Origin of the sequence: Glutamicibacter sp. JL.03c (assembly GCF_025854375.1) — a bacterium.
Classification (GTDB): Bacteria; Actinomycetota; Actinomycetes; order Actinomycetales; family Micrococcaceae; genus Glutamicibacter.
Window position 1 is genome coordinate 3,189,458 of sequence record NZ_CP107575.1, and the last position, 25,402, is coordinate 3,214,859.

The 25,402-nt window shown below is 64.5% G+C and carries 22 protein-coding genes; 12 read left to right on the top strand and 10 right to left on the bottom strand.

Annotated features, from left to right (window positions below):
• Nucleotides 1–14 precede the first annotated feature (14 nt).
• Together OF385_RS14795 and OF385_RS14800 are read left to right on the top strand one after the other, a co-directional pair.
• Nucleotides 15–995, top strand: coding sequence for a LysR family transcriptional regulator (locus tag OF385_RS14795; RefSeq protein WP_264276069.1), 981 nt, complete (start codon nucleotides 15–17; stop codon nucleotides 993–995).
• Between the two features lie 48 nt (nucleotides 996–1,043).
• Nucleotides 1,044–1,748, top strand: coding sequence for a FadR/GntR family transcriptional regulator (locus tag OF385_RS14800; protein WP_264276070.1), 705 nt, complete (start codon nucleotides 1,044–1,046; stop codon nucleotides 1,746–1,748).
• A gap of 95 nt (nucleotides 1,749–1,843) precedes the next feature.
• Here the strand turns inward: OF385_RS14800 and OF385_RS14805 are convergent, their stop codons facing one another.
• Nucleotides 1,844–2,722 carry a fumarylacetoacetate hydrolase family protein gene (locus OF385_RS14805; protein ID WP_264276071.1) on the bottom strand — a complete coding sequence of 293 codons (879 nt, stop codon included), beginning with the start codon at nucleotides 2,720–2,722 and terminating at the stop codon, nucleotides 1,844–1,846.
• Nucleotides 2,723–2,904: 182 nt separating this feature from the next.
• On the opposite strand from OF385_RS14805, the gene OF385_RS14810 reads away from it, so the two are divergent.
• A complete protein-coding gene (locus OF385_RS14810) occupies nucleotides 2,905–4,143 on the top strand; it encodes a DUF3500 domain-containing protein (protein WP_264276072.1) in 1,239 nt (412 codons plus the stop codon).
• An 8-nt stretch (nucleotides 4,144–4,151) separates the two neighbouring features.
• Here the strand turns inward: OF385_RS14810 and OF385_RS14815 are convergent, their stop codons facing one another.
• Nucleotides 4,152–4,955 carry an IclR family transcriptional regulator gene (locus tag OF385_RS14815; protein WP_264276073.1) on the bottom strand — a complete coding sequence of 268 codons (804 nt, stop codon included), beginning with the start codon at nucleotides 4,953–4,955 and terminating at the stop codon, nucleotides 4,152–4,154.
• A gap of 140 nt (nucleotides 4,956–5,095) precedes the next feature.
• Between OF385_RS14815 and OF385_RS14820 the strand changes: the two genes are divergently transcribed.
• From OF385_RS14820 to OF385_RS14845, 6 genes are all read left to right on the top strand, one after another.
• Entirely contained in the window at nucleotides 5,096–6,433 is a 1,338-nt protein-coding gene (locus OF385_RS14820) for an MFS transporter (RefSeq protein ID WP_264276074.1), read from the top strand.
• Between the two features lie 10 nt (nucleotides 6,434–6,443).
• Nucleotides 6,444–8,126, top strand: coding sequence for an FAD-dependent monooxygenase (locus OF385_RS14825; RefSeq protein WP_264276075.1), 1,683 nt, complete (start codon nucleotides 6,444–6,446; stop codon nucleotides 8,124–8,126).
• 715 nt (nucleotides 8,127–8,841) lie between these two features.
• On the top strand, nucleotides 8,842–9,783 hold the full coding sequence (locus OF385_RS14830; RefSeq protein WP_264276076.1) for a MerR family DNA-binding transcriptional regulator: 942 nt from the start codon (nucleotides 8,842–8,844) through the stop codon (nucleotides 9,781–9,783).
• A gap of 54 nt (nucleotides 9,784–9,837) precedes the next feature.
• Nucleotides 9,838–10,461 (top strand): flavin reductase family protein, encoded by a 624-nt coding sequence (locus tag OF385_RS14835; protein WP_264276077.1) that lies wholly within the window; start codon nucleotides 9,838–9,840, stop codon nucleotides 10,459–10,461.
• Nucleotides 10,462–10,517: 56 nt separating this feature from the next.
• Entirely contained in the window at nucleotides 10,518–11,417 is a 900-nt protein-coding gene (locus OF385_RS14840) for a dihydrodipicolinate synthase family protein (protein ID WP_264276078.1), read from the top strand.
• Entirely contained in the window at nucleotides 11,398–12,612 is a 1,215-nt protein-coding gene (locus tag OF385_RS14845) for a YbfB/YjiJ family MFS transporter (protein ID WP_264276079.1), read from the top strand. Before OF385_RS14840 ends, OF385_RS14845 begins: the two co-directional genes overlap by 20 nt.
• Before the next feature lie 488 nt (nucleotides 12,613–13,100).
• On the opposite strand, the gene OF385_RS14850 is transcribed toward OF385_RS14845, so the two are convergent.
• Together OF385_RS14850 and OF385_RS14855 are read right to left on the bottom strand one after the other, a co-directional pair.
• Entirely contained in the window at nucleotides 13,101–14,348 is a 1,248-nt protein-coding gene (locus OF385_RS14850; RefSeq protein WP_264276080.1) for a family 1 glycosylhydrolase, read from the bottom strand.
• A gap of 52 nt (nucleotides 14,349–14,400) precedes the next feature.
• Nucleotides 14,401–15,711, bottom strand: coding sequence for an MFS transporter (locus OF385_RS14855; RefSeq protein WP_264276081.1), 1,311 nt, complete (start codon nucleotides 15,709–15,711; stop codon nucleotides 14,401–14,403).
• A gap of 143 nt (nucleotides 15,712–15,854) precedes the next feature.
• On the opposite strand from OF385_RS14855, the gene OF385_RS14860 reads away from it, so the two are divergent.
• Together OF385_RS14860 and OF385_RS14865 are read left to right on the top strand one after the other, a co-directional pair.
• The gene (locus OF385_RS14860; protein WP_264276082.1) at nucleotides 15,855–16,445 is read left to right on the top strand and encodes a TetR/AcrR family transcriptional regulator; all 591 of its coding nucleotides are present in this window, start codon (nucleotides 15,855–15,857) and stop codon (nucleotides 16,443–16,445) included.
• Nucleotides 16,446–16,498: 53 nt separating this feature from the next.
• Entirely contained in the window at nucleotides 16,499–19,144 is a 2,646-nt protein-coding gene (locus tag OF385_RS14865) for a glycoside hydrolase family 78 protein (protein ID WP_264276083.1), read from the top strand.
• Nucleotides 19,145–19,315: 171 nt separating this feature from the next.
• On the opposite strand, the gene OF385_RS14870 is transcribed toward OF385_RS14865, so the two are convergent.
• The 4 genes from OF385_RS14870 to arsB form a co-directional block, all read right to left on the bottom strand.
• Nucleotides 19,316–20,701 (bottom strand): amino acid permease, encoded by a 1,386-nt coding sequence (locus OF385_RS14870; RefSeq protein ID WP_264276084.1) that lies wholly within the window; start codon nucleotides 20,699–20,701, stop codon nucleotides 19,316–19,318.
• A 269-nt stretch (nucleotides 20,702–20,970) separates the two neighbouring features.
• Nucleotides 20,971–22,383: an FAD-dependent oxidoreductase gene (locus OF385_RS14875; RefSeq protein WP_264276085.1), complete on the bottom strand. Its 1,413-nt coding sequence runs from the start codon at nucleotides 22,381–22,383 to the stop codon at nucleotides 20,971–20,973.
• Between the two features lie 36 nt (nucleotides 22,384–22,419).
• The gene (locus tag OF385_RS14880) at nucleotides 22,420–22,833 is read right to left on the bottom strand and encodes an arsenate reductase ArsC (protein WP_264276086.1); all 414 of its coding nucleotides are present in this window, start codon (nucleotides 22,831–22,833) and stop codon (nucleotides 22,420–22,422) included.
• A gap of 14 nt (nucleotides 22,834–22,847) precedes the next feature.
• Nucleotides 22,848–23,945 (bottom strand): ACR3 family arsenite efflux transporter, encoded by a 1,098-nt coding sequence (gene arsB / locus OF385_RS14885; protein WP_264276087.1) that lies wholly within the window; start codon nucleotides 23,943–23,945, stop codon nucleotides 22,848–22,850.
• A 101-nt stretch (nucleotides 23,946–24,046) separates the two neighbouring features.
• Between arsB and OF385_RS14890 the strand changes: the two genes are divergently transcribed.
• Nucleotides 24,047–24,418: an ArsR/SmtB family transcription factor gene (locus OF385_RS14890; RefSeq protein ID WP_264276088.1), complete on the top strand. Its 372-nt coding sequence runs from the start codon at nucleotides 24,047–24,049 to the stop codon at nucleotides 24,416–24,418.
• 15 nt (nucleotides 24,419–24,433) lie between these two features.
• Here OF385_RS14890 and OF385_RS14895 read toward each other — a convergent pair whose 3' ends face one another.
• Together OF385_RS14895 and OF385_RS14900 are read right to left on the bottom strand one after the other, a co-directional pair.
• Nucleotides 24,434–24,940: a GNAT family N-acetyltransferase gene (locus OF385_RS14895; RefSeq protein WP_264276089.1), complete on the bottom strand. Its 507-nt coding sequence runs from the start codon at nucleotides 24,938–24,940 to the stop codon at nucleotides 24,434–24,436.
• A gap of 34 nt (nucleotides 24,941–24,974) precedes the next feature.
• Entirely contained in the window at nucleotides 24,975–25,364 is a 390-nt protein-coding gene (locus OF385_RS14900; RefSeq protein WP_244652218.1) for a MerR family transcriptional regulator, read from the bottom strand.
• Nucleotides 25,365–25,402 lie beyond the last annotated feature (38 nt).

Here is a 25,402-nt window from a genome sequence, read left to right on the forward strand (position 1 = left end):
GCTACAGTCGAAGCGTGGATCTTACCTTGCACCAGCTGCGTTGTTTTATCGCGGTGGCCGATACCCTGCATTTTGCGCGGGCCGCCGGGCTGCTGCATCTGAGTCCCTCCACGCTCAGCGGCCAGATTTCCGCCTTGGAACGCCAGCTGGAGTGCAAGCTCTTCGAGCGCAGCCCGCGCACCGTCCTGCTCACCGCCAAGGGGCTGGAACTGGTGCCCATGGCCCGCGAGACTTTGAACTCTTCCGAAAGAATCCTCGACTGGTCGCGCTCGCCCCAGAAGTCCGTGCTGCATCTGGGGACCCCGGCGGCCAGCGCAGGTTTGCGGGCCATCCTGCAGGCGGCGACCGCGCGCATGCCACGGGTGGACCTGCGATTGCGGCCCAGCGGATTCACCGGCGGGCTGCAGGCGGTGGAGCGCCGCGAGGCGGACTGCGCCTTCGTCTTCGACCTGAACCCGGGCGCCAGCTACCCGGGGCTGAAGACCTCGGTGTTGTGGGGCGAGGAGCTGGTGGTGGCGATGCCCGAAGCCCACCGCTTCGCAGCCCGGGATCGCGTCACCGTGGACGACTTGCTGGGCGAGACGCTGATCGGGCCGGCACAGACGCAGCCTGCCGGCCACGCCCCGGGGCGCTACTGGTACGAAACCATTGATCCTCGGCTGCCGCAGCAGTGCACCATCAAGCACCTGGTGGATTCGGCCGACGAAGCCATGGAGCTGGTATCGGCCGGCATCGGCATGAACATCGCTGGCTCCTCCGTGATTTCCTCCTATGCTCGTCCCGGCGTGCGTTTTGTGCCGCTGGACACCGAACTGCGGGTGTGGGTGCTGCTGGCCACCCGGGATGAAAAGCTGTCCCCCGAGCTTGAATCATTCCTCCGGATCGCCACCGCCCGCACCGGGGACCCGGATCGCGCTTGCGGACGCGACGAAGCCGCCAGCGCGGGTCCTGCCGATATAGTGGATGCATCCTCCGATGTCGACCCAGTGCGGTGAACGGAGTGTCCACTGCCAGCACCACGTCAGCAACCGGAGTTTGCCTCGATGACTTCTGAAAGCCAGCTCCGGCGGAGCCTGCCCCGTTCGCGGGCCGAAGAGCTCGCGCTGTCCATTGAGGAAGACATCCGGCAGCGCCAGCTGGTTCCCGGAGACATGGTCGGCACGCTGCACGAGATCCGCGCGCAAACCGGGCTGGCCAGGTCCACGGTGAGCGAAGCGGTGCGGCTGTTGCGCGAGCGCGGAATGCTGGAAATCCGGCCGGGCCGCGGTGGCGGCCTCTTCCTCGCCCAGCGCACCCCCGTGGTGCAATTGCGCCACACCCTGTTGAACGTCGCAAGCTCAGCCACCGCGACGCAGGAGGCCATCGAGCTGCGTGAGGCCCTTGAACTCTTCATTGCGGTGCAGGCCGCACGCCATCGCACCGATGACGATGTGCTGCGCTTGCGCCGATCGTTGCAGCTGCTGCGCGAGGCCCAGCACGATTGGGAAGCGTTCATGCAGGCAAATTGGGCGCTGCATCGGGATATCGCCGCGATCTGCCCCAACGAAATGGCGCGGGCCGTGTACCTCTCGACCCTGGGCTACCTTCAGCAGTCTTCCGCCGGGGCCCTGCTGGATGAGAATACGGCTGCGGGCGCCGGGTATCGGCGCCGCCGGGTGGAGGTCCACGAGAAATTAGTTGAATCGATTATCGACGCCCGCGAGAGGGATCTGCCCGGGATCGTCCAGGAGCACAATTCCCCGGACTAGGTGCCACTGGCGTCAGCGGCGGGGTACAGCACTGGGCGGCCTATCACCGGCGCAAAGCGCCGGTGATAGGCCGCTGCCTGGCCAGGTTCGACCGATTACGCGGGATTTGCGGCAACTTCGGAGCGCACGGCGTGCCGGGCCTCGTTGCCCACGATCGTATTGCTGATCGTGCCAAGGCGTTCGATGTCCACTTCCACGGTATCCCCTGGCTGCAGCAGCCATTGCGGGTCGCGGGCATACCCGACTCCGGAGGGTGTTCCGGTGGCCAGAAGGTCGCCGGGCCTCAGGGTGAAGGTCTGCGAGATATGTGCCAGCGTTTCCCCGAGCGTGTACACCATTTCATCGGTGTTGCCATTTTGCACGATTTCCCCGTTGACCCTCGTGACAACCTGCAACCCGTCGCGCAAGTCGCCGACTTCAGCGGCCGGGACCATGGGGCCCAAGGGACCGGAGCGATCCGCGTTCTTCCCGAGAATCCATTGCGAGGTCAGTTTCTGCGCCCGCCGGGCGGTGAGGTCATTGAATGCGGAATAGCCCAGGACTGCCTTCAAGGCCTCGTCTGCGGTGGCGTCGACCAGGGTATCGCCGATCCAGGCCACGATTTCCCCTTCCCAATCCAACCCGGCCTCTCCCGCCGGCACGGGCACCTCGGCGCCATCGACGGTGAGCGATTGCGTCCAGCGCGCAAAGAGCGTGGGGTATTGGGGCAGTTCGGCATCCCGGTAGGAGCCTTCGGCCACGTGCTTGAGGTAATTCAGCCCGATGCAGATGACCCTGGCCCCGGGCAGCACCGGAGGTACGAAGGGCAGGTCTCGGGCTGGCAGGACCTGCCCCTGGCCGGCGCTCTGCAGATGGCGGGCCGGCGCAGCCCAGAATTCCTCCAATCCGCCCAGGATTTCCACTGATTCGCCGTCCTCGGCCAGGGATGCGACCTGAATCTGCCCATTCTCGCGTTGCACGCCAATGATTCTCATGCGTTTGCCTCCGTCACGATTCACGATTTTCTAAAAGGTCTAAAAGATTCGCACCTTTTATGCTTGAATTGGAGCATGACATAGATTCCGGTCCGTGTACAGCCCGGGATCCCCGCAGCGCACCACTCGATAGGCTGGTCCGGCTAAGTCTCCCCCTCCCATAGATTCCGAAGGAATGAACCATGAGCGCAGAATTCCGCCAGTACCTTTTCCCCGAAGGCCACCCCCGCATCGCCCGGATCAAGGAGCTGGACGCGTATCAATACCGGGAAGCCGCGAGGGAAGAAGGCAGCTTCACCGGCGAGCTCATCAAGGGCTGGACTCCGCTCTATCTCCAACCGTTCAAGGGGGTCACCGAAGCGGGCGAACTGCGGGAAGGGCTTCATCGCCTCGAGCCCGCCCGTCCCGGCGAAGCGGCTCCGCTGGGCGCGATGCTTGAGGCCGCCGGGGCACTGCTTGCAGAACTGGGCCCCGAAGACCAGGCCACGCTGATGCACCCGGTTGACGCCCCACAGTGGCAGACCTGGGCCAACCCGGAATTCATGCAATTCGATACCGGGCTGCGCCTGGAGTTCCAGCCGCCGGCGGTGCGCACCAAGGTCCTGGAACTCATGGCGGCCTCACTGAGCCCAGAAGGCTACGAGCTGGCCCACGGCATGATGCTGATCAACGGCTTCCTTGGCAAAACCGTTGGCCTGGAATCGCTCTTGAACGAATTCAGCTACAACTTCGCGCTCTACGGCACTCCGCACCCCACACAGCCCTGGGGCTGGCAGCTCTACGGCCATCACTGCGCGGTCAATTGCCTTGTGGTGGACGGGCGCATGGCACTCGGCCCGGTCTTCTTCGGGGCAGAACCCAATGAAATCGATGAAGGGCCGGACCGCGGGCTGCGGGCTTTCGACCGGCGCGTCGGCCTCGCCACCGAGTTGATGGCCACGCTGTCCCCCGAACTGCGCAGCGCAGCGACGCTGTACGAGCAGATGGTCGATCCAGCCATGCCCGAAGGCCGGGTGCACCCCGGCGACGAACGGCATCTGGCCGGGGCCTTCCAGGACAACCGGGTCATCCCCCTGGAAGGGATCTGCGTGGCTGACATGGAGGTCGGCTCCCGGGAGCTGGTGCTCGAGATCCTCGACGAGTTCATCTCCCCTTTGCCCAGCGGCCCCCGGGCTGCGCGGGCGCGTGAGCTGCGCGAGCATCTGGACGAGACCTGGTTTGCCTGGATTGGCGCAAGCGCCCCGGGAGACGTTTTCTACTACCGCATTCAATCCCCGGTGATCATCGTCGAATTGGACCATCACTGCGGGGTATTCCTCGATTACCAGACCCCGCAGCGCTTCCATGTGCATACGGTCATGAGGACGCCGCACGGCAATGACTATGGCCGCGCCTGGGTGAACCAGTGGCAACAGCAGTGAGCCTGCAGCTATAGCCGGAACTCCGGAACGTACCCCGGAGACGACGGGGAACTGTATCCCAGGCTCCGGGAAATGGTCCTGGCGGCCGTGCCCACGGCGGGCCACAGCGCCTGCGGGGCCGCCGCCCCCTCGGGGATGACCACCGACAGCGCGGCCGCCACTGCGCCATTGGCATCCTTGATGGCAGCTGCCACGGAAAGGGTCCTGCTCGGCAGGGTCCGGCGCACCACGCTGAACCCGGTGCGCTTCACGTGCGCCAAGACCTGGCGCATCTCGGCTTCATCCAGGGTGTCGCCGCCCGCTTCGCTGTCCTGGGCGCTGGCGAGAATCGCATTCGCCTCGGCCAGCGGGCAATGTGCCAGGAGCACGCGGCCCACGGCGGTGCTCCGCAAGGGCATGCGCCCTCCAACACGGTAGGCCACCTCCGGGGCCTGCGGCGAGGAAAGCCGGTCCACCATCACCGCTTCGCTCCCGTCGCGAATCGCCAGGATCACGTGGTGGCCCGTGGCAGCGTACAAGTCCTCGAGGTGGGGCAGGGCGATGGCTCGCACCCCATGCCCGCGTGGTGCCAGCGATGCCAATTCCCACATGCGCACGCCGATGACATAGCGCCCGTCGTCGGCTTTTTCCAGCGCGCCCCACTTGGCCAGCTGTCCTACCAGCCGCCACGTGGTCGCCTTGGGAATGCCCGTCAATCTCGTGATCTCGGACATCGACAGGATTCGCCGGGTGCCCTGGAACGCGCCGAGGATCATGAACGCCCGATCAATCACGGGCTCGCCCTGGGCCGGCCGTCCCCCTGCGCTCTTCATCGGCGTACCCCCAGCGTGATTCAGCACACAAATTGTGTTTCATTGATTGAAACACTGTCCCTGCCGGGTTGTCAAAAACACCAAGATTCTTGCAGGGCCACCGCTTCGGGCCCGCGTCCACCGTCTTGGAAAGGGAGTCAATGATGACCGCACCATCCTCCACCCACCGGTCACGAACGATCGTGTACTTCATCTGTTGGCTCAGCTTGATCGCCGATGGGTATGACCTGTACGTCTACGGCACCACCTTGCCGGCACTGATCGGCCAGGAGCCATTCAATGTCACCGCCGCGCAGGCGGGAACCGTGGGCAGCTTGGCCCTGGTCGGGATGCTCGCCGGCTCCCTCGTGGTGGGAATGCTCACCGACAAGCTGGGGCGGAGAAAGATCCTGATCGGCTCGGTCCTGCTCTTTTCCAGCTTCATGCTGGTCTGCGCGTTCTCACCGACCTGGGAGATCTTCGCGGCCGCGCGCTTTGTTGCCTGCTTCGGCGTGGGCGGGCTGCTGCCGACCGCGGTGGCGCTGGCCAACGAATTCGCTGTGCCCGAGAAGAAATCCCTGACACTGGGGATCGTGCTCACCGGTCCGGCCCTGGGAACCATTGCCGCGTCCTTGAGCTCCATGCTGCTGATCGAAACCTATTCCTTCCGTCCGGTCTACGCGCTGGGGTCCTTCGGATTCATCGCGGCGGCACTGGCCTGGAAGTATCTTCCGGAATCGCCCGCCTTCCTCACCACGGTGGGACGCGCGGCCCAGGCAGAGAAGATCTTCACCGCCTACGGCCTGGCCTCGCCCGACGCCGCCGTCCGCACCTCGAACAGCTCCGTGGCGGCCAGCCCGACCCGGCAGTTGTTCGGCGCGGCGTTCGGGGCCCGTTCACTGCGTATCTGGCTGGTGACATTGCTGTCCATGCTCACGATGTTCGGGGTCAGCACGTGGCTGCCGCAGATCATGCGCAACGCGGGATATGGCCTGGGCTCCTCGGTCTCATTCCTCCTGGCGTATTCCGTCGGCGCGATGCTCGGCACGGTGCTTGCTTCCTTGGCCAGCCAGCGTCTTGGCGTGAAGCCGTTGATCGTTACCGGCTTCGTCACGGCCGCAGCGGCCCTGATGCTGATGACCTCCAACCCGCCCACCGCGCTGATGATGCTGCTGGTGGCGCTGACCGGATTCGGGGGCATGGGCACGCAAAACCAGATCAACGACTACATCGCGCAGTTCTATCCAACCTCCATGCGGGCCACCGGCTTGGGCTGGGCGCTGGCCATTGGACGGCTCGGCGCCATCGCGGGTCCCACCTATGGCGCGCTGATTATCGCCACCGGAACCGGCGTCGCCGGCGCCGCAATAGCCTTCGCCATCCCGGCGATTTTCGGAGCCATCATGATGCTGACCCTGCCACGGGTGAGCCCCGCACGGGGGCTGGCGAACGACTCGTCCTCGGCCTCAGCACCGCTGCCAGCTTCCAAGCAATCCTAGGAGAATCCCCATGACGAACAACGAGCAACGACCTGCAGGAGCAGCCGGCGCGCCGGTGGTGATCAGCGGCGGCGGTCCCAGCGGCCTGTTCCTGGCCTTGGACCTCGCCCAGCGCGGCATCGAATCCGTGCTGATCGAGCCCCGGCAGGAGATCGACCGGCTTCGCCCGCGGGCCAAGACCACCAATGCGCGCACCATGACCCACCTGCGGCGCCTCGGGCTGGCCGACGCGCTGCGTCAAGCTGCCCCGTTGCCCACCAGCTATTCGCAGGATGTCATTTTCTGCTCGACCCTCACCGGCTACGAGATCACCCGATTCCATGAAGCCTTCCAGCTTGCCCAGGGCCCGTACCGCTGGCAGCCCGAATGCGGCCAGCAGATCCCGCAACCCCTCGTCGAAGAGGTGCTGCGTGCAGCGGTCGCCAAGAACCCGCTGATCACCACCTGGTTCGGCTATCGGACCAGCAGCGTGAGGCAACTTGAGGGCACCACGGCCTTCGGCTCCCCACAGCATGAGGTCACTGCCGAGAATGCGCACGGCACAACGCTCAGCATAAGGGCCGACTTCGTCGTCGGCGCCGACGGAGCCAGCTCCGTGGTGCGCAAATCCATGGGCATCCCCATGGTTGGCGGTTCCGCCGCGCTCTCCAATGTCAGCGCCGTGTTCACCTCCTCCGACCTGGCACGCACGGTGGAGCTTGACCCGGCGGTGCAGTACTGGGTCCTTTCCGAAGGCGTCTGCGGAATGATCGGTCCGATGGATCTGGCCGATTCGTGGTGGGCGATCATCCAGGGCGCCGACGGCAATGATCCGGACTTTGATGCGGCCTCCTCCATCCGGACCATGGTGGGCGCGGACATCGACCTGCAGATCCAGGCCACCGACCCGTGGACCGCCCGCATGCTTCTGGCCAGCTCCTATGGCCGCGACGGAATCTTCCTGGTGGGAGACGCGGCCCACCTGAATCCGCCCTGGGGCGGTCATGGCTTCAACACCTGCATTGGCGATGCCAGCAATCTGGCATGGAAACTGGCGGCCGTCCTGCACGGGTGGGCACCCCCGGCCCTGCTGGCTTCCTATGAGCTGGAACGGCGCCAAGTCGCCGAGCGGACCATCGCCGAAGCGGCGCAGAATGGCAAGTCCCTGGCCTACGACTTTGCCAGTGCCTTGCTCAACGCCCCGGGCTCCGAGGCCGACGCGGCCAGGGCGTCGGCGCAAACCCATCTGCAGGTCAAGGCCAGCGAGTTCCATTCGCTGGGTCTGGTACTGGGCTACCACTATGCCGGGTCGCCGATCATCGCGGCCGATGGCAGCGAGCCCCCGGCCTCGCATCCGATCAGCTACACGCCCAGCACTGCTCCCGGATGCTTGCTGCCGCACGCATGGCTGGCACCGGGCAGCTGCCTGTACGACCAGCTCGGCCAGGATTTCACCTTGCTCATTGACCAGCATGCCGCCGAGGCAGATGGTGCCATGGCGATCGAGGAGATCAAGGCCGCGGCTGGCGCGGCCGGCCTCCCCTTGGCCGTGCGCGTCATCGACACTTCCTTTTTCCCGGCAGAATCCCGGTGGGCAGCTTCCGCCGTGCTGATCCGCCCGGACCAGCACGTGGGCTGGCAGGGCGATGACCTCGCCGGAGTCATGGACGCGCTGCGTCTGTGCCTGGGCAACAAGACCGGTTCACTGGTGTGAGCACGCGGCAGTAGCGCAGCCTGATCAACGATGGCCCGAGGCCGGCGAGGCAATGGCTCGCCGGCCTCGGAATTTCCCCGCCCATGGAGGGGTCCTTCTGCATTGGCTGAAGCATGGCCCTAGGGGGTGAACACTGACGCGCCCCGTCTGGCTGTCCCGGGCAGCGCCTGGCATCCATGAGTCACATCGCGGCCTGGTAGGGCCGGCGCGCCCAAAGAACAGCCCTGCGCTCCGCAATCTCCCATTGCTCCCCACGGCGGCACCGAGTTACCGATCCGGTGATGATCTTCGTGCTCGAGTGGTTGAATGGGCGTTCTTCTTGCGATCAGCCGGCATATTTTCACCGTGTCCCTTGGTGTTCCTGTCGTTGCGCCCGCCAAGGCGCAACTCGCCGTTGACCGGCAGCGCACACGATGTGCAATTCAATGCCCTGCGCATGGTCGCCCCTGCGGCGGCTGGCAATCGCGGAGCAAAGCCGTCCTGGCCGATCCCCTCCGTCACGAGGCTCGGTTCGATGCAGAATCCGACCCAATAGCGCAGGTGCGGCAGGTCGTTCCCAGGCGCCATGGGCTGCCTCGTGCACACGTTCGATGACTGCCCCGACGTTGGCAGGGTTAGGATCTCGGCGCTCCAGCACCACCTTCGATGCGCTAGCACCAGGGATTTGACCTTGACCTCAAGGGCAAGGTTTAACCTGTACTGCAGGAGGTGCTGGATGCGCATTAGTGAACTGGCGAAAAGGGCCAGAGTGTCGATCAAGGCGGTCCGCTACTACGAACGACTTGGCCTGATCGAGGCGGAACGAGAGCCCAACGGTTATCGGACCTTTAACGACGATCACGTCCGGGCTGTGGTCGAAATCCGCGAACTCAGTGAAATCGGCATCTCGCCGCTGAAGGCCGGGCCGTTCGTCGAGTGCTTGGACCTCGGACACGATCACGGGGATGAATGCGTGAGCTCCCTGGCGGTCTATCGCGACTCGATCGCCGAGGTTGATCGCATGATCGACGCACTTTCGACTCGCCGAGCGGCCCTGCAGCAGCGGCTAGAAAAAAGTGCCGGCCGCTCCTTCACCCAACTCAACGCTGTGCTCGAGTTCACGACTCTGCCCCCAGGCCTGCCCGTTCCGGTGGACGACGGGGCGGTGGATCACCTAGCGGGGTCATTGGTGCCCCAACTGAAGCTGCCCAGCACCCAAGGCCAGATTGTCGAACTTTCAGCTCTCGGTCCGGGCCGCACCGTCCTCTACTTGTACCCGCTGACCGGCCGGCCCGGAGTCGACCTGCCAGAAGGATGGGACTCCATTCCAGGAGCACGGGGATGCTCCACCGAGGCCTGCAACTTCCGCGACCACTTCCAGCAGTTGCGAGACACCGGTGCGGAGCGGGTGTTCGGCTTGTCCAGCCAAAGTACCGCATACCAGGCGGAAGTCGTCGAGCGGCTGCGCCTGCCCTTCGGCATGATCTCCGATGAGAAAATGGTGCTGGCTGACTCGCTGCGCTTGCCGACCTTCGCGGCCTCCGGCCACGAGCGGCTGTATTCCCGGCTGACCCTCATCATCCGCGATGGACAGATCGAGCACGTGTTTTACCCGATCTTCCCGCCGAACACCCATGCCCTGCAGGTGTTGCAGTGGCTGTCCGACAACCCGCTCTGAATCATTTCGCCGCCAGGAGTTCTCTGACTGGGGCCAATCCAGAAAGTGCAGCCCTTGCAACTTACTGAACACATCATCGTCGAACCCAGCGTCTTGTACGTCGGCACCCCGGTCATGCTTCTATGCACCGAAAACCCGGACGGGACCACAAACCTTTCGGTGGCCTCGTCATACTGGTCGCTCGGGCGCATGATAGTGATCGGCCTGCTCAACCAGGGGAGAACTATCAAGAACCTCCTGGAACGCCCAGACATCACCGTTAACTTTCCCTCGCCGGACAAGTGGAAATCGGTGGAGTCAATCGCCGACACCACGGGAATGGACCCCGTGCCGGCCACCAAGCGTCATCGCTACACGTACGAACCGGACAAGTTCGCCCGGGCAGACCTCACGCCTCAGCCGTCTGATGTCGTGGGCCCATCCCGTGTGCGCGAGTGCGCTCTCCAATTCGAGGGCAGGCTGTGCAAAGCGACACCAGGGGCCGGGGAATACTGCATGGCCGAGGTAGAGGTGCTGAGGATCCACGCCGATCCACGGATCGTCGTGCCAGGCACCCAGCACATCGACCCCAGCATGTGGCAGCCGACCATCTATAGCTTCCGTCACTACCTCGGCGTCAGCGAAGAAGTCGGACACCGCGCCAATAGCGACACCGCTCACCCGGTGAGGAACTCGTAGAAGCTCCTCTGATCGCATTCCTCCCTAACCGCCTCCGCAACCAACTAGGAGAACAATTGAGCAACTTCACAGGCCTCAGCGCCTTCCCTCTGACCCCTCTCTCGGACGACCGGATCGACGAGCGCGCATTCGTCGGCCTCGTCGAACGCCTCGCCGCGGCAGGTGTCGACTCGATCACGGCCCTGGGGTCGACTGGCTCGTACGCCTACTTGAGCGCCGAGGAGCGCGCACGGGTTTCCCGGCTCGCCGTCGAGCACGCGGGATCCACGCCGGTATTCGTGGGGGTCGGTGCCCTGCGCACCTCGCAGGTGCTCGCGAATGTCGAAGCCGCCGAGCGGGCCGGTGCCGCAGGAGTGCTGCTCGCGCCCATGACCTACCAGCCTCTGACGCATGTTGACGTCTTCGAGCTGTTCCGCACGGTCACCGAGCGCACCGAGCTGCCGGTGATCGTCTACGACAATCCGGGTACCACGCACTTCTCCTTCACCAACGAACTCTACGCCCGCATCGCCGAGCTCCCAGGCATCGGCTCGATCAAGATCCCGGGCGTTCCAGCCGACCCGGCAGCGGCCCGCGAGCACATCGCGGCCATCCGTGCCGTGGTCCCGGCCCACTTGACCATCGGCGTATCGGGAGATGCCTTCGCCGCGGCGGGCCTGAATGCCGGCTGCGACGCCTGGTACTCCGTCATCGGTGGAACCCTCCCCGTGCAGTCGCTCGCCATCACCCGCGCGGCCCAGGAAGGAAGAGCGGACGATGCCATAGCTGCCTCTGAACGTCTCGCGCCGATCTTCAAGCTGTTCGCAGAGTTCGGCGGGAGCCTGCGAGTAGTCGCCGCGATTGCAGAGCAACTCGGCCTTGCTCCAACACGAAGCCTGCCGTTGCCTCTTCTGGGACTCACCGAGGCGCAGCGTGTGCGAGTGAGCGAGGTGGTCGATGAACTCGGCCTCGACTGAAAGCGCAGAGGAAGTCGCTGATCCCGCCGAGAAGGGCCGAGGGTGGGCGCTTGCCCGGTACGTCGCCGCTTCGACGCTAGTGCGCTCGGCCGATGGCGGCGCGGTGGTCGCGATCGTCTTGCTCGCCCAGGCTTCAGGCCTGCCCGGTTGGGTCTCGGGGCTGCTCGGCGCTTCGATCACCGCGCCACACCTGCTGGGTCCGTTCATCGCGCGCCGCCTCGACACGGCACGGGACGGGCGGAAGGTCATCGCCCTCGCCGCACTAGTCCACGGTGTGCTGCTGGGTGCTGCCGGCCTGCTGCTGCCCGTCACGTGGGCTGCTGTTCCAGCGGTGCTGCTGATCGTATCGGGCCTGTTCGGGCCGATGCTCACCGGCGGTGTCAGCAGCCGCTTGCCTTCGATCGCGGGCCCGTCGCAGAGAAGCCAACGCCGCGCCCAGGGCTGGGATGTCGCAAGCTATGGCCTCAGCGGCACCCTCGGCCCGGCGGCGGTCGCCTGGATCGCCGCCGGCCCTGGGCCGCTGACGGCGACACTCGCGCTCGCGGCCGCCGCGATCGCCGGCGCCGGAGGCGTGCTCATTCTTCCTCGACAGGATCCCCAGGTTGCCGCCGCGGACGTTCCCTCGCCGGGGCGCACACTGCTGGTGATCTGGCGATCGGGGCCGTTGCGGCGGACTCTCTCGCTGACCGTCGTTGTGGCGTTCGCGGTGGCCGTGCTGCCAATTTACGCGGTGGCGGTTGCTCCATCCCTCGGAAGCGCCGCGCTGGCTGGCACCTTGGTCGCCGGCTACGGAGTCGGAAGCTTGACGGGTTCCGCGGTGCTCATGGCGTGGCCGCTGAGGGGAGAATCAGATCGGCTCACTGCGGTGCTTGCCCTTGTTGTGGCGGCCAGTCTGGCCGTGGTGCTCATGGTTCCAGGATTCGTATCGGTCCTGGTGTCCTTCGGCATAGCGGGAATCGCGAATTCCTTGTTCTTCGCTGCAACGCTTGCTGCGCGCAGCGAGCATGCGCCGGCCGAGGCCCGCGGGCAGGTGTTCATCTGGGTTGGCGCCCTGAAGATCGCTGCTGGATCCGCAGGCACGGCGGTGGCGGGCGCGCTTATCACGGGTATCGTGTGGCTGCCGGTCGCGCTCGTTGCAGGGCTGACTGCGCTGGCCGGCCTAGTAAGCACAGCCGAACGCGTGAGATCTCGTTGACCCGGCTACCATTGCTTGTGCACCAATTCGGTCCCGCTTGGAGTGGACCGGATACCCGGCGGCGAATAGCGTGATGTCATCGTTGTGGAAGAACTCGGACTCCGGCATGCTGCTGACGAGCGCGCAGGCTGCCGCGATCAGGCAGGTTCTTCATGGGCCACCTCCTCGTATCAGACAGCGCGCGAAAATGCGGGAGCGATTCTCGGGCATCGACGCAGGGAAACGGCGTTGAGCAAGCACCTGGAGGGCACTCGATTAGCGCTTTCCTCGACCACGCCTCCGGAGGCGGATGCCCTGGGGTCTGGCCCGCCAAGAAACGGTCATCCGGCCAGAACAGCATCTTGCTTTCATGCTCCAGGAATTCAATGCATCGGTCCCAGGAGGTCGCCGAATCCTTGGACCTGAGCATAAAAGTGACGACAGCCATCGCTGGGCCTGCTGGCCACCGATGGCTGTGGCCCGAGGGCCCGGGTCTTTGCCCCGCCGCTCTAGCCGCGGGCCCCTGCCAGCTGACGCGCTGCGTGCACGACCGTGGCGTAGGCCGCGGCGCTGGACTTGGGGGTGCGTTCCAATGAGTCGCGGTCAACCTCGAATAAGCCCAGTTTCGGTGCGTAGCCGAAGATCCACTCGAAGTTGTCCATCAGCGTCCAGTGGCAGTAGCCAAGCACCAGTGTGCCTGCGGCGATCTGCTGTTCCAGGGCGGCCAAGGACTGCGGGATGAACTGCGCACGGATTGCGTCATCGGCAATCTGAATGCCATGCTCGGTGACCAGCACCGGCACCCCGGAGACTTCATGGGCATAGCGCACGGCACCGGCGAGGGCGGTGGGATCAACAACGGACCCCATGCCATTGCGCACTCCTTCCTGCGGGACCTCGCCGTCGGGACCGTGCAGGAAGGCTTCATAATTCTGCACGCCGATGAAGTCATCGTCGCGGGCCACGCGCAGCCAATGATCATAGACCGCGGCGCGGCGGGCATCTCGACGTTCCTCGCCGCCGGGCAGCGCACGCTCGTCGGCGATTGCAATGGAGACTCCCACGGGCAAGTCGCCGCGTTGGGCCTTGATGGCAGATTTTGCTGTCCGGTGCGCCACGGTGAAGGCCGCTTGGAACTCTTCTTGGACATCCGAGGGAATCACATTGGACGCATAGTAGCTCTCGGTTCCCGCGGCGCGAGCTGCCTCCCGGAGCATCTGCCTCTTGAGGGCTTCCGCCTCGGGCGGGAGCTTGCCGCCAGCCTGCAGCAGCTGCTCCAGATTCGGCTCATTGATGGTCACGGCGGCTCCGAGGCGGTCTCCGATTCTTTGCATGACCCGATCGACTTGGTCAGCGAAGCGCTCCGCCGCGTCGCTGGCCAGCCAGGAGCCGGCGGCCGAAAACCAGTGGGGCGCCGCAAAGTGGTTGAACGTCGCCAGCGGGGTCAGCCCCCGTTGCAGGGCCGCGTCGACCACCGCTTCATAATGGTCCAGTTCCCGCCCGATGGTCTTTCCGCGTTCGGGTTCGATCCGCGCCCATTCGATAGAAAAGCGGAACGCGTTGAGCCCCAGCGAGGCGACCAGGTCCAGGTCCGCTTCATAGCGCTCATAGGCGCCGCAGGCACGACCGGACGGCTCGCTGAAAAGGGTCGGCTGGAGATGCTCCAGGAACCAGATATCGCTGTGCGAATTGTTCCCCTCATTCTGATGTCCCGCGGTAGCAACGCCCCATAGGAAATTCTCTGGGTAGTGGGTCATGGGCCAATGTCCTTTCGGCTCGTGGTGATGTGGTGAATTTCGTGGTCGGCGGCTAGCGCGCACCGCGCACCAGCAGGATGCAGAATCCGCCGAGTATGCTCGACAGCGCACCGGCGATGAACAGTGCCGAGAAGTTCGGTCCCGTTGTCCCTGCGCCGATGGCCAGCAGGAACGGGGCAACCGCCGAAACGATGGTGACCGGCAGGTTATCCGCGATTTTCAGGATGCCCAGGTCCTTGGCTGGATTCTTCTTGTCGGGAAGGATTTGAGTCGCCAGCACCAGTTCTACGGCGAAGTAGACGCCTTGGCCCAAGCCGACGACAGTGCAGGCAATCAAGTACATTGGCAGGTTTGGCGCGAAGGAAGCCAGGACCAATCCGATACCCAGGATCACCGCCGCGGCAAGGATGAAGGGCTTGCGCAGGTTCAGCCGGTCGCTGATCTTGCCAATGACCGGAGCTACCAGCATGGTGATTCCTGCATTGAGCACTACGGTCAAAAGGATCGCGGTACCCAGGGATGCGGGCTGCAAATGCAATCGCTGGAGCATGTAGATCGCCTGGTATCCATTCAGGGCAGCCACACCGGAGAACACCAGCATCCGCGAGCTGAAGACCCAGGCGAAATCGGCATGGCGGATTGGATTGACCCAGAAAATGCCGAGCAGCTGGGCGGGGGTGCTGCGCGGGCGATGCTCGGGGTGGTGCGGGTCGCGGACAATGCAGGCCAGGCTGAGGACGCCAATGACGGCCAGTGCGGTCGGGATCGCCACCAGCGGAAGCAGGTGATCGCCAAAAGGCACCGCGACCGCCATGCCGATCAGGGCACCCAGGGGCGTGCCCATGCTCAACAGCGCGGTCGGGGCACCACGGCGATCATCGGGAAGCTGGTCGGTGAGCAACGCGATGATCGTCACGCTCGCGGTCACGAATCCCAGGGTGATCAGCAGGTGGGCTGCGACAAAGACCGGTACGTTCCGGGCTGCCACCAGCAGCACGCCACCGATGGTGAAGGCGAGCGCCGACAGCAGCAGATAGGGCCGGCGCCGTCCCCAGCGTGAACGCGAGCGGTCGCTGAGCGCCCCCACCAGGGGCAGCGCGGCCAGGGTCAGCACACCGGCCACCGCGCTGGAAATGGAGATCGTGGTGGTCGCGGCCGAGGCGTTGAGCTCGGTGGCTTTGAGCGTGAGCGTCAGCAAGGCCGCCGACATCTGGGCGGCGCCGGCGCCGATCATGGCGAGCACGAGAAAAAAGACCAAGACCCGACGAGAGCGGTGGGTTGCCGTGGCCATCGGACCTGTGTGTTCTTGCCCTGCGTCATCGGTGGGCGGGGAGAGAAATTCCCCTTGGGCTGGGTGTGTCATGGTGAGGTTTCCTTAACCTTTGGGGCCACTGCAATGGGGCCGGTAAGCACCGCCATTTCCCGAACGGCCGGTGATGCAGATCACTGTAACACGAAAACTTAAAGGGTTACATGTTTTCGTGTGATCGCTGATACAGTTCAGGTATGACAGGCACCAGGGGCACCTACCGGAAAACAGCACAACGACGCGAGCAGATCCTCGACGCCGCCTTCACGCTCTTTGCAAAAAACGGCTACACCGCCAGTTCCGTCAATGAGATAGCGCGCATGGTGGGCATCAGCCAGACCGGTGTGCTGCATCATTTTGCCGGTGGCAAGCTGGCCCTGCTCACGGCCGTGCTCCAGCAACGAGATGCCTTGGCGGAAGAGAAGCTCCAGGGCAAAACCGGCAGGGACTTCCTCGCCGCGCTCGTCGAAATCTCCCGCGTCCAAGCACAGCAGCGCGGCGTCGTCCAGCTCTACCGCAACCTGTCCACCGAAGCCGTGGACAGCACGCACCCAGCACACCAGTACTTCCATGAACGGCTGAGGAGAATCGCCGACGCTGTCACGCAGTCCTACTCGGAAGTCCTGCTCCAAGACGGGCTATTGCCCGGAGTCGAGCCACGCGCCGCGGCCCTCAACACCCTGGCCATGACCGAAGGATTGGAAGCCCTCTGGCTGCAAGGCATGGACGTCGACATGGCCGAAGGGATCCGCGACTACATCAACGGCTACCTCCAGCGCCCGCTCTAGGATCCCAGCCCACACCCCCTTGCTCGTGAACCCCGACCCCCCAAGGAACATCCATGACCGTCCGCGTACGCCCCGTCACCATTGAGCACCACCGCGAACCCCTGGGCATCGGGGAGGCCGCGCCGCGGCTGTCCTGGATCACCGACACCGCCCTGGGCGGCTGGTTCCAGCAGGGGTACGAGCTGGAAATCAGCAACCAGGAAACCGGGGAATTGCAGCGCACCGGGCGCATCGACTCCCCGCAGCAGATCCTTATCCCTTGGCCCGCCCAAGAGCTTCCCTCGCGTGCCGCACGGGCGGTGCGCGTGCGAGTCTGGGGCGCTGATCACGATCCCTCGCCCTGGAGCGAGCCAACGGTACTGGAAACCGGACTGCTTGACCCGGCACTGTTCCGCGCCTCGGCCATCAGCCCGCACCTGCCTCCCGCGGGCAACAACGGCGAACCCGCGGCCTTGTTGCGCGGGGAAATCGACCTCGCGCCCCGGATCGCAAAACACGGGCAAATCCGCTCGGCCCGCCTGCGTGCCACGGCCCGGGGCATCATGACGGTGCATCTTAATGGCCAAGTCATCGGCGAGGATGCCCTGAATCCCGGCTGGAGCAGCTATGACCAGCGCCTGCGCTACCGCACCTGGGATGTCACCGCCGAGCTCCGCCACGGTGCCAACGCGCTGGGCATCCACCTGGCTGATGGCTGGTTCCGCGGTTTCCTCGGTTTCGGGGGCTTGCGTGGTCTCTACGGCGAGACGACAGCTGCCTTGGCGCAGCTGGAAGTACGGCATGCCGACGGAACACTGTCCATCCTCGGCACCAATGATTCCTGGCGCAGCACGCTGGGGCCGGTCATCCGAGCGGACCTCTACATGGGGCAGACCACCGATGCCCGGAGCGTGCCCGACGGCTGGGACGAACCAGGATTCGATGACAGCGCCTGGACCCCGGTAACGATACAAGCTCTCGAGACCAGCACCCTGGTGGCCCCTGAAGGACCGGCGGTCAGGCAAACCGGGCTCGTCGCTCCGGTGGCGCGGCTGGTTAGCCCCTCTGGATCCACCATCGTGGATTTCGGCCAGAATCTCGTCGGCCGGCTGAGGGTGCAGATCCCCGCCATGGGCGCCGGGCAGAAAATCACCTTCCGGCATGCCGAAGTACTGGAACATGGCGAGCTGGGCACCCGGCCCCTGCGCTCAGCCCAAGCGACCGATGAGTACATCAGCGATGGCAACGCCGCGCAGTGGGAACCCGAATTCACCTTCCATGGCTTCCGCTACGTCCAAGTCGAAGGGTGGCCCGGAGAAATGGGCCTCGACGCGCTGCAAGCCGTGGTCCTGCACACCGACATGGCCCGTACCGGCGAGTTCGACTGCTCGGATGAATTGCTGAGCAAACTGCATGAGAACGTGGTGTGGAGCATGCGCGGAAATTTCCTCGACGTTCCCACCGATTGCCCGCAACGGGACGAACGGCTCGGGTGGACCGGGGATCTGATGGCCTTTGCTCCCAGCGCCGCCTACCTCTACGACTGCTCCGGGATGCTCTCCGGCTGGCTCGCCGACCTCGCAGCCGATCAGCTGCCCAACGGCAACGTGCCGGTCTACATCCCCTGGGTGGACGTCGACCCCTCGATGCCTCCCCTTGATGCTGAAGCGGGGTGGGGCGATGCCGCCACCGTCGTGCCGTGGACCCTGTACGAGCGATACGCGGACATCGGCATCCTCGAACGCCAATGGGACAGCATGGAACGGTGGGTCCACGCCATGCTGCGCCGCGCCGGCGATCAGCTCGATTTCGCCAGTGGCGGGTTCTCCTTTGGCGACTGGCTTGATTCGGCGGCTCCGGATGACCAGCCGTGGGCGGCACGCCTGCCGTGGCAAGCCGTCGCCACCGCCTACCTCGCCCAGTCGGCGCGGATCATGCGTGACAGCGCGCAAGCCCTGGGGCGCAGCGCGGATGAGCGCTACTATGCCGAATTATTCGAACGCTGCGCGGAACGCTACCGCCAGGAGTATGTGACCCCCAGCGGAAGAGCTGCTTTCCCCTCGCAAACCGCCTATGCCCTGGCGATCCGATTCGGGTTGCTGTCTGCGCAGCAGCAGGAGCATGCTGGTGCCCTGCTGGCAGCCCAGGTCGCGGAAGACGGATTCCATATCGGGTCGGGTTTCCTCGGCACCCCGCACATTTGCGACGCTCTGGTGCAGACCGGCCAGGCGGCCACCATGTGGCAGTTGCTGCGGCAAGAAGAATGCCCGTCGTGGCTCTACCCGGTAACCATGGGGGCTACAACCATCTGGGAACGCTGGAATTCGATGCTGCCCGACGGCTCGATCAATCCTGGCGGCATGACTTCCTTCAACCACTATGCCTTCGGCGCGGTGGCCGACTTCCTGCACCGCAGGGTCGGCGGACTGGCCCCTGCCGCTCCGGGCTACCGCCGTCAGCGGATCGCCCCGGTGCCGACCAAGGACTTGTCCTGGGCACGCACCCGGCTTGAGACTCCTTACGGCGTGGCCTCCTCCTCCTGGACCCTTGACGGGGAAAGCTTCGCCTTGGAGGTCATCGTTCCCTCGTCAACCTCCGCGGAAGTCTGCCTGCCCGACGGTTCCGAGCCAATCATCGTGGGCTCGGGAACCCACCACTTCAGTTGCCTCTTCCAGGAAGGGAGCGCAGCGCGCAGCGCCCCGACCTTTGACGCAGCCTAGGATTCCACGGTGACCGGCATTCCCTGAAACCGCCGCGGCCGCGCTGCAAGCGTGCCAAATGCCGGTGTCCATCAGGAAGTGCGGCACCTGCCAGTTCATCCTGGGCCACAACGCCAATCGCCCCCAACCATGATCAATGGTTGGGGGCGATGGCTTGTTGCGCGATGGCTCCTAGTGCTCGCTGACGCGCTCACTCTCGTTGCGTTCCAGGGCCACGGAAGCATCATCCTGGGTGCCGCGCTTCTTCAGGTTCTTGCGCACCAGCGGCCAGAGGGCGACGAGCACGGCGGTGGCCAGCAGGCTGGTCCACACCTGGGTCCGGCCGCTCTCCGAGCTGAGCATGACTCCCAGCACGCCGGCGATGGCGGCAAACAGCAGAATGTTCAGCCACGGGTGCAGCCAGACCTTCAGCTTCAATCCCGCCACCTCTTCGGGCGTCATCTTCTGGCGCATGCGCATCTGCGTCAGCGCAATGAAGACGTAGACGAACAAGGCCACCAGGCCGGCAGAATTCATGATGAAGTCGAAGACTCCGGAATCAGGAGCAGCGAAGTTCACGATGGTCGCGATCACTGCACCGGAGGTGGATGCCACCAGCGCCCACAGCGGGACACCGTTCTTGGAACGTCGGGCCACGAACTTGGGGGCGAAGCCCTGGTCAGCCAGCGCGGCGAACATGCGCGAGGCCGAATACAGTCCGGAGTTGAGCACCGAAATCACCGCGGTGAAGATCACCAGCTGCATGATCATCGCCGCTCCGGGCAGGCCGAGCAGCTCGAAGACCTTGGTGAATGGGGCCGCTGCCACGTTCACTGGCTCAGGCAGCTCGTCCCATGGAATCACCATGGTAATGATCAATACCGCGCCAACGAAGAAGAGCAGGATGCGCCAGACCACGGTGCTGGTGGCCTGCTTGATTCCCTTGGCCGGATTCTCCGACTCGGCGGCGGCCATCACTGCGATCTCGGTGCCGAAGTAGGAGAAAATCACCAGTGCCACACCGGTGAGCGCCACGCCGAAGCCATTGGGGGCGAAGCCGCCGTGCGCCCACAGGTTGCTGACCGACATCGTGGTATCAGGCCACAGGCCCAAGGCAAAGAGCAGGCCGGCACCGAGGAAGACCACGATGGCCAGGACCTTGATGCTGGCCAGCCAGAATTCGACTTCACCGAAGGTGCGCACCGAGATGGCGTTGGTGCCGATGAAGATCAAGATCAGGATCAACGACCAGGTCCAGGCGGGGAGGAACGCGAACCAGGAGTTCAGGGTCTCACCGCCAAGCACCGCCTCGTAGGCGAGCACGCCGACCCAGAAATACCAGTACAGCCAGCCCACCAGGTAGGCGGCCCAGTTGCCGAGCCCCACGCGGGCATATTCCATGAAGGAACCGATCGCAGGGCGAGCGGCTGCCATCTCGCCGAGCATGCGCATGGCGAGGAAGACCAGCAGTCCTCCGATGAGGTAGGAGATGATGGCGGCGGGTCCCACCGAACGGATAACGTTGCCCGAACCGACAAACAGGCTTGCGCCGATGATGCCACCAAGGGTGATCATCATAACGTGGCGTGATCGAAGTCTCTTGGGTTCTGTCCCGGGGTTGGAGGGATTCTGGGGGTCCGGCTGCGCCGGTAATGGGGGGCCTTGTGTTTCTGCCATGGCTGCCTCACTTGGGAAAAGTTCAAACTGCAGGGGTTGTTGCAGACATTTTGCGTACGGTACAGGATAAGCGTTGACCCTTGAGCGCAGAAATTGTGTGTCGACTCATCCGGGGGCGCCCCGGGCCTGCTCGCAGGCCCCTGCAATGCGGCACGCTGGCCCGGTGGCTTCTACGTGTTCATGGCCCGCCCGGCCAACTGCGTGTTCCCGTGCAACGTTCCGGTCGGCACCCCGAGGACCACCGGCTGCGGACCACTGGTGCAGCACGAGGAACCCGTTGGCTCCGGCGCATCGCAGGAGCCAGCCAGATCCGTGGAGCAAACACCCGTCTCCGGCAGTTGCAGCTCGACCCGGTCAGCGGCGTGGGCATCCCCGGAGAGCGCGGCGGCGATTGAACGCACTTGCTCATAGCCGGTAGCCAGCAAGAAGGTGGGCGCGCGGCCATAGCTTTTCATTCCTACGATGTAGAAACCCTTCTCAGGATGCGCCAGCAGCTTTTCACCGTGGGCGCTGACCGTGCCGCAGCTATGGAATTCCGGATCAATCAGCGGCCCCAGCTGGCGCGGTGCTTCCACGCTTTCATCCAGATCCAGGCGCAGCTCGGAGAGCATCTGCAGATCCGGGCGGAAACCGGTCGCCGCGATAATGCGGTCTACGGCCAGCTCGCGGCCATCCCCTAGGGTCACCGCCAGTTGCTTCCCCGATGTCACGGAGGCGACGGCAACATTTTCCAGCACCTGCACGTTGCCGTTCTCCACAAGTCGGCGCAAGCTGGTGCCCAGCTGGCCCCGTGCTGGGAGCTGATCAGCGGCTCCGCCTCCATAGAGGCGGATGGTGTTGGCCGTCCCGCGCAGTCCCCACAGGATGGTGGTGTCCGGGTATCTCTTCTGCAAGCGGCCCAGGGCGATGATGGTGTTGGCCGCCGAGTGCCCGGCACCGAGCACCAGCAGCGACTTCCCGGCCAATTCCGGTTCGTCCGCGCCCAGCGGATCCGGCAAGCCGCCCACGATGAAACCGCGTTCGCGGGCTTCGGCTTCGCCGATGGCCTCGATGCCGGCTCGGCCGACCGGGTTGGGCTGGTTCCAGGTGCCGCTGGCATCCACCACGGCCCTGCCGATGACGTCGATCTGGCCCTCAGCGGTTTCCGCGCGCACCAGGAAGGCCGCGTCATTGCGTCCAGCGGTACGTGCCTTGTCGGCGCCTCGGCCATCTTCCAGCACACGGCTGACCTTCACCACGCGGTGTCCGTAGCGAATGCGCGGTTCCAATTCAGGATGGGCCGCCAGTGGTTCCAGGTACTCGCGCACCAGCTCGCCGCCGGTGGGCAGCTTGCTGAGCTGAGGCGCTTCCCAGTCCCCCGCATATCCTTCGCGTGGGTTTTCCAGCAGGCGCCGGGAGGCGGTGTCGATGTTGTACCGCCAGGGTGAGAAGAGCTTGATGTGCGCCCACTGCTGCATGGCGGCGCCCGCGTGCTCCCCCGCCTCCAGAACCAGGACTTCCTGCCCGCGTTCGCGAAGGTGCGCCGCGGTGGCCAAGCCGACAGGCCCGGCACCGACGACAATCACTGGATGGGACTGGCTCATGGAAAGCTCCTTGGCTGGGAAATGGGAGGTTAATGGCTAGTTTGCTGGCAGCAACTCAGAAATCAAGGACTCGATCCGGCTGCGAATTTCATCGCGGATCGGGCGCACCGCTTCAACGCCCTGGCCTGCCGGATCATCCAGCTTCCAGTCTTCGTAGCGCTTGCCGGGGAAGATCGGGCAGGTGTCCCCGCAGCCCATGGTGATCACGACGTCGGATTCCTTGACCGCTTCGATGGTGAGGATCTTCGGAGTTTCCGCCGACATGTCGATGCCTTCCTCGGCCATCGCCTGCACGGCCGCGGGGTTGACGGAATCGGCGGGCGCGGAGCCTGCCGACCGAACCTCGATCCGCCCCTCGGAAAGGTGCGCAAGGTAGGCAGCAGCCATTTGCGAGCGGCCAGCATTGTGGATGCAGACGAAGAGCACCGAGGGCTTGTTCCTATCAGTCATGATGATGTTGTTCCTTAGGCTGACGTGGTGGCGAGTTGAGTGGAGGGGAAGAATTTGCGTGACCACAGGGCCACGTAGACCAGAGCAACCAGGATGGGCACCTCGATCAGTGGGCCCACTACCCCGGCGAGGGCCTGGCCGCTGGTGGCGCCGAAGGTCGCGATAGCCACGGCGATGGCCAGTTCGAAATTGTTGCCGGCCGCGGTGAAGGCCAACGTGGTGGTCCGCGGGTAGCCGAGATTAAGTGCGCGGCCGATGAGCATGCCGGCGCCGAAGACCACGACGAAGTAGGTGAGCAGCGGGATGGCCATGCGCAGCACATCCAGCGGCTTGGAGATGATGTTATCGCCCTGCAGGGCGAAGAGCAGCACGATGGTGAACAGCAGCCCGCACAGTGCCCACGGACCGATCTTGGGCAGGAACTTTCCTTCATACCATTCGCGTCCCCTGGCTTTTTCGCCAAAAGTTCGAGTCAGGAAGCCGGCCAGCAGCGGGATGCCCAGGAAGACCAGCACCGAAGCGGTGATGGCGGCGACGGAGAATTGCGCGCTGGTGGTTTCCAGGCCCAGCCAGGATGGCAGGACCTGCAGGTAGAACCAGCCCAGCGCGCCGAAGGCGATGACCTGGAAGACCGAGTTGATGGCCACCAGCACGGCGGCCGCCTCGCGGTCGCCGCAGGCCAGGTCATTCCAGATGAACACCATGGCGATGCAGCGGGCCAGGCCCACAATGATCAGCCCGGTGCGGTATTCGGGAAGGTCTGCCAGGAAGATCCAGGCCAGCACGAACATGAAGGCAGGGGCCAGGATCCAGTTGATCACCAAGGAAGTGATCATCAGCTTCCTGTCGGCCAGCACGCGACCGGTTTCGTTGTAGCGGACCTTGGCCAGCACGGGGTACATCATCACCAGCAGGCCGATGGCGATGGGCACAGAAATACCGGCGACGGTGAAGCGGTCCAGTAGCTCGCCGAGCTGCGGGAAGATTCGTCCCAGGCCCAGTCCGGCGGCCATGGCCAACAGGATCCAGAGGGCGAGATAGCGGTCCAGGAAAGACAGTTTCTGGGCCACAGGGGCTGTATCGGGCACAGGCGCGGCTGTCACTGACTTCATCACTCCAAAGATAGACATCGACGAACATCGATATCTTGAGTATGATGAAATATATCGACGTTTGTCAATCTCTTAACGGAGCACCCCAGAGAGCGCGGGACATGAGCACGCACAACTTGAATGAACCTCCACAGCCGGCCGAAAGCATCGATGCGTCGTGCTGCGTTCCGGCGCACGGCGAGGGCATGCTGCAGCCCAAGGAAGCCGAACTGCTGGCCGCTCGCTTCAAGGCTTTGAGCGACCCCAATCGCCTGCGCATCCTCTCGATCGTCTCCTCGAACCAAGACGCTGAAACCTGCGTCTGCGACCTGCCTGGACCCCTGGGGCTCAAGCAGCCCACCGTCTCCCACCACCTGAAAATCCTGGTGGATGCCGGAATCCTGCACCGCGAAAAGCGCGGTGTGTGGGCATATTTTTCTGTCGTGCCTGGAGCACTGGAATCACTGGGCTCCACACTGCTGCCCAAAAACTAGGCTTGCCTTGCAGGTTCAGAGGCGCAGCTCGTAGAGACAGGTATCCATCCACTGCCCTGCCAGCGGCCCGGACGCGACCTGTGCTATCCGTTCCCGGAAACCCACTTCCCTGAACCCGAGCTTGACGTGCAGTTTCCGGCTGGCCTCATTGTGGGTGATAATTGCCGACTGAAGCATCCAATAGCCCTGCGCGATGGCCCTGCCAATGAGCTCTCCCATCAGCGCCCGCCCTATGCCCTGGCCGGCAGAGTCCGGATCCACATAGATTGAATGCTCGATAACCCCGCGGTAGGCAGGGCGTGCTGAAACCGGCGCGGCCGCAGCCCAGCCGAGCACATGCCCCTCCAGATCCACCGCGACCAGTGACAGCGCGGGGATTTTCCCGCCAAAGAATGACTCCCGGGTCGGGACGTGGGATTCAAAGGTAGCCAGCCCGGTCGCGATCCCCTGTCCGTAAATGCGCGAGACATCCTGCCAATGACTTTCGGCCATGCCGGTGATCTGGATTTCTACGCCCTTCAACTCCCCCGCAGCCTTCCCTACCCGCCGACCGATCCTACTTGGTGCGCAAATCAGCGATGAATGAATCCGCACGCTGCAGGTTCAATTCCAGCTTGTCCCGCTTGGCGCTGGCTCGCTGGATGTAGTCATCGAGCTTGGCCCGCGCCGCGGTGTCCTGCGGGTTACCGGCGAGCGCGTCCACCGCGTCAAGCAGCTCGCCCATCTCTTCGAGGCTGAATCCCAGGGGCTTCATCGAGCGAATCACCAGCATGCGCTGCAAGTCCGAATCGCGGTAGATCCGGAAACCGCCTTCGCTGCGGGTGCTGGCCGGCAACAGCCCCACCTCGTCGTAGTGGCGGATGGTCCGGTGCGAAAGCCCGGTGGCCTCAACCATGTCCCCGATATGCATCGAGCCGCCTGCGTGCCCCGTTGCCGATTCGTCCATGCCGTCCTCCAAGTCCTGAATTTAAACCCTACCCTTAC

Coding starts and splice junctions, on each gene's coding strand:
- OF385_RS14845 (WP_264276079.1), top strand. CDS start 11,398: ATGAACTCGGCCTCGACTGAAAGCGCAGAGGAAGTCGCTGATCCCGCC.
- OF385_RS14865 (WP_264276083.1), top strand. CDS start 16,499: ATGACCGTCCGCGTACGCCCCGTCACCATTGAGCACCACCGCGAACCC.
- OF385_RS14850 (WP_264276080.1), bottom strand. CDS start 14,348: ATGACCCACTACCCAGAGAATTTCCTATGGGGCGTTGCTACCGCGGGA.
- OF385_RS14805 (WP_264276071.1), bottom strand. CDS start 2,722: ATGAGAATCATTGGCGTGCAACGCGAGAATGGGCAGATTCAGGTCGCA.
- OF385_RS14820 (WP_264276074.1), top strand. CDS start 5,096: ATGATGACCGCACCATCCTCCACCCACCGGTCACGAACGATCGTGTAC.
- OF385_RS14880 (WP_264276086.1), bottom strand. CDS start 22,833: ATGACTGATAGGAACAAGCCCTCGGTGCTCTTCGTCTGCATCCACAAT.
- OF385_RS14825 (WP_264276075.1), top strand. CDS start 6,444: ATGACGAACAACGAGCAACGACCTGCAGGAGCAGCCGGCGCGCCGGTG.
- OF385_RS14830 (WP_264276076.1), top strand. CDS start 8,842: ATGCGCATTAGTGAACTGGCGAAAAGGGCCAGAGTGTCGATCAAGGCG.
- OF385_RS14810 (WP_264276072.1), top strand. CDS start 2,905: ATGAGCGCAGAATTCCGCCAGTACCTTTTCCCCGAAGGCCACCCCCGC.
- OF385_RS14870 (WP_264276084.1), bottom strand. CDS start 20,701: ATGATGATCACCCTTGGTGGCATCATCGGCGCAAGCCTGTTTGTCGGT.
- arsB (WP_264276087.1), bottom strand. CDS start 23,945: ATGAAGTCAGTGACAGCCGCGCCTGTGCCCGATACAGCCCCTGTGGCC.
- OF385_RS14900 (WP_244652218.1), bottom strand. CDS start 25,364: ATGGACGAATCGGCAACGGGGCACGCAGGCGGCTCGATGCATATCGGG.
- OF385_RS14890 (WP_264276088.1), top strand. CDS start 24,047: ATGAGCACGCACAACTTGAATGAACCTCCACAGCCGGCCGAAAGCATC.
- OF385_RS14800 (WP_264276070.1), top strand. CDS start 1,044: ATGACTTCTGAAAGCCAGCTCCGGCGGAGCCTGCCCCGTTCGCGGGCC.
- OF385_RS14855 (WP_264276081.1), bottom strand. CDS start 15,711: ATGACACACCCAGCCCAAGGGGAATTTCTCTCCCCGCCCACCGATGAC.
- OF385_RS14860 (WP_264276082.1), top strand. CDS start 15,855: ATGACAGGCACCAGGGGCACCTACCGGAAAACAGCACAACGACGCGAG.
- OF385_RS14815 (WP_264276073.1), bottom strand. CDS start 4,955: ATGAAGAGCGCAGGGGGACGGCCGGCCCAGGGCGAGCCCGTGATTGAT.
- OF385_RS14875 (WP_264276085.1), bottom strand. CDS start 22,383: ATGAGCCAGTCCCATCCAGTGATTGTCGTCGGTGCCGGGCCTGTCGGC.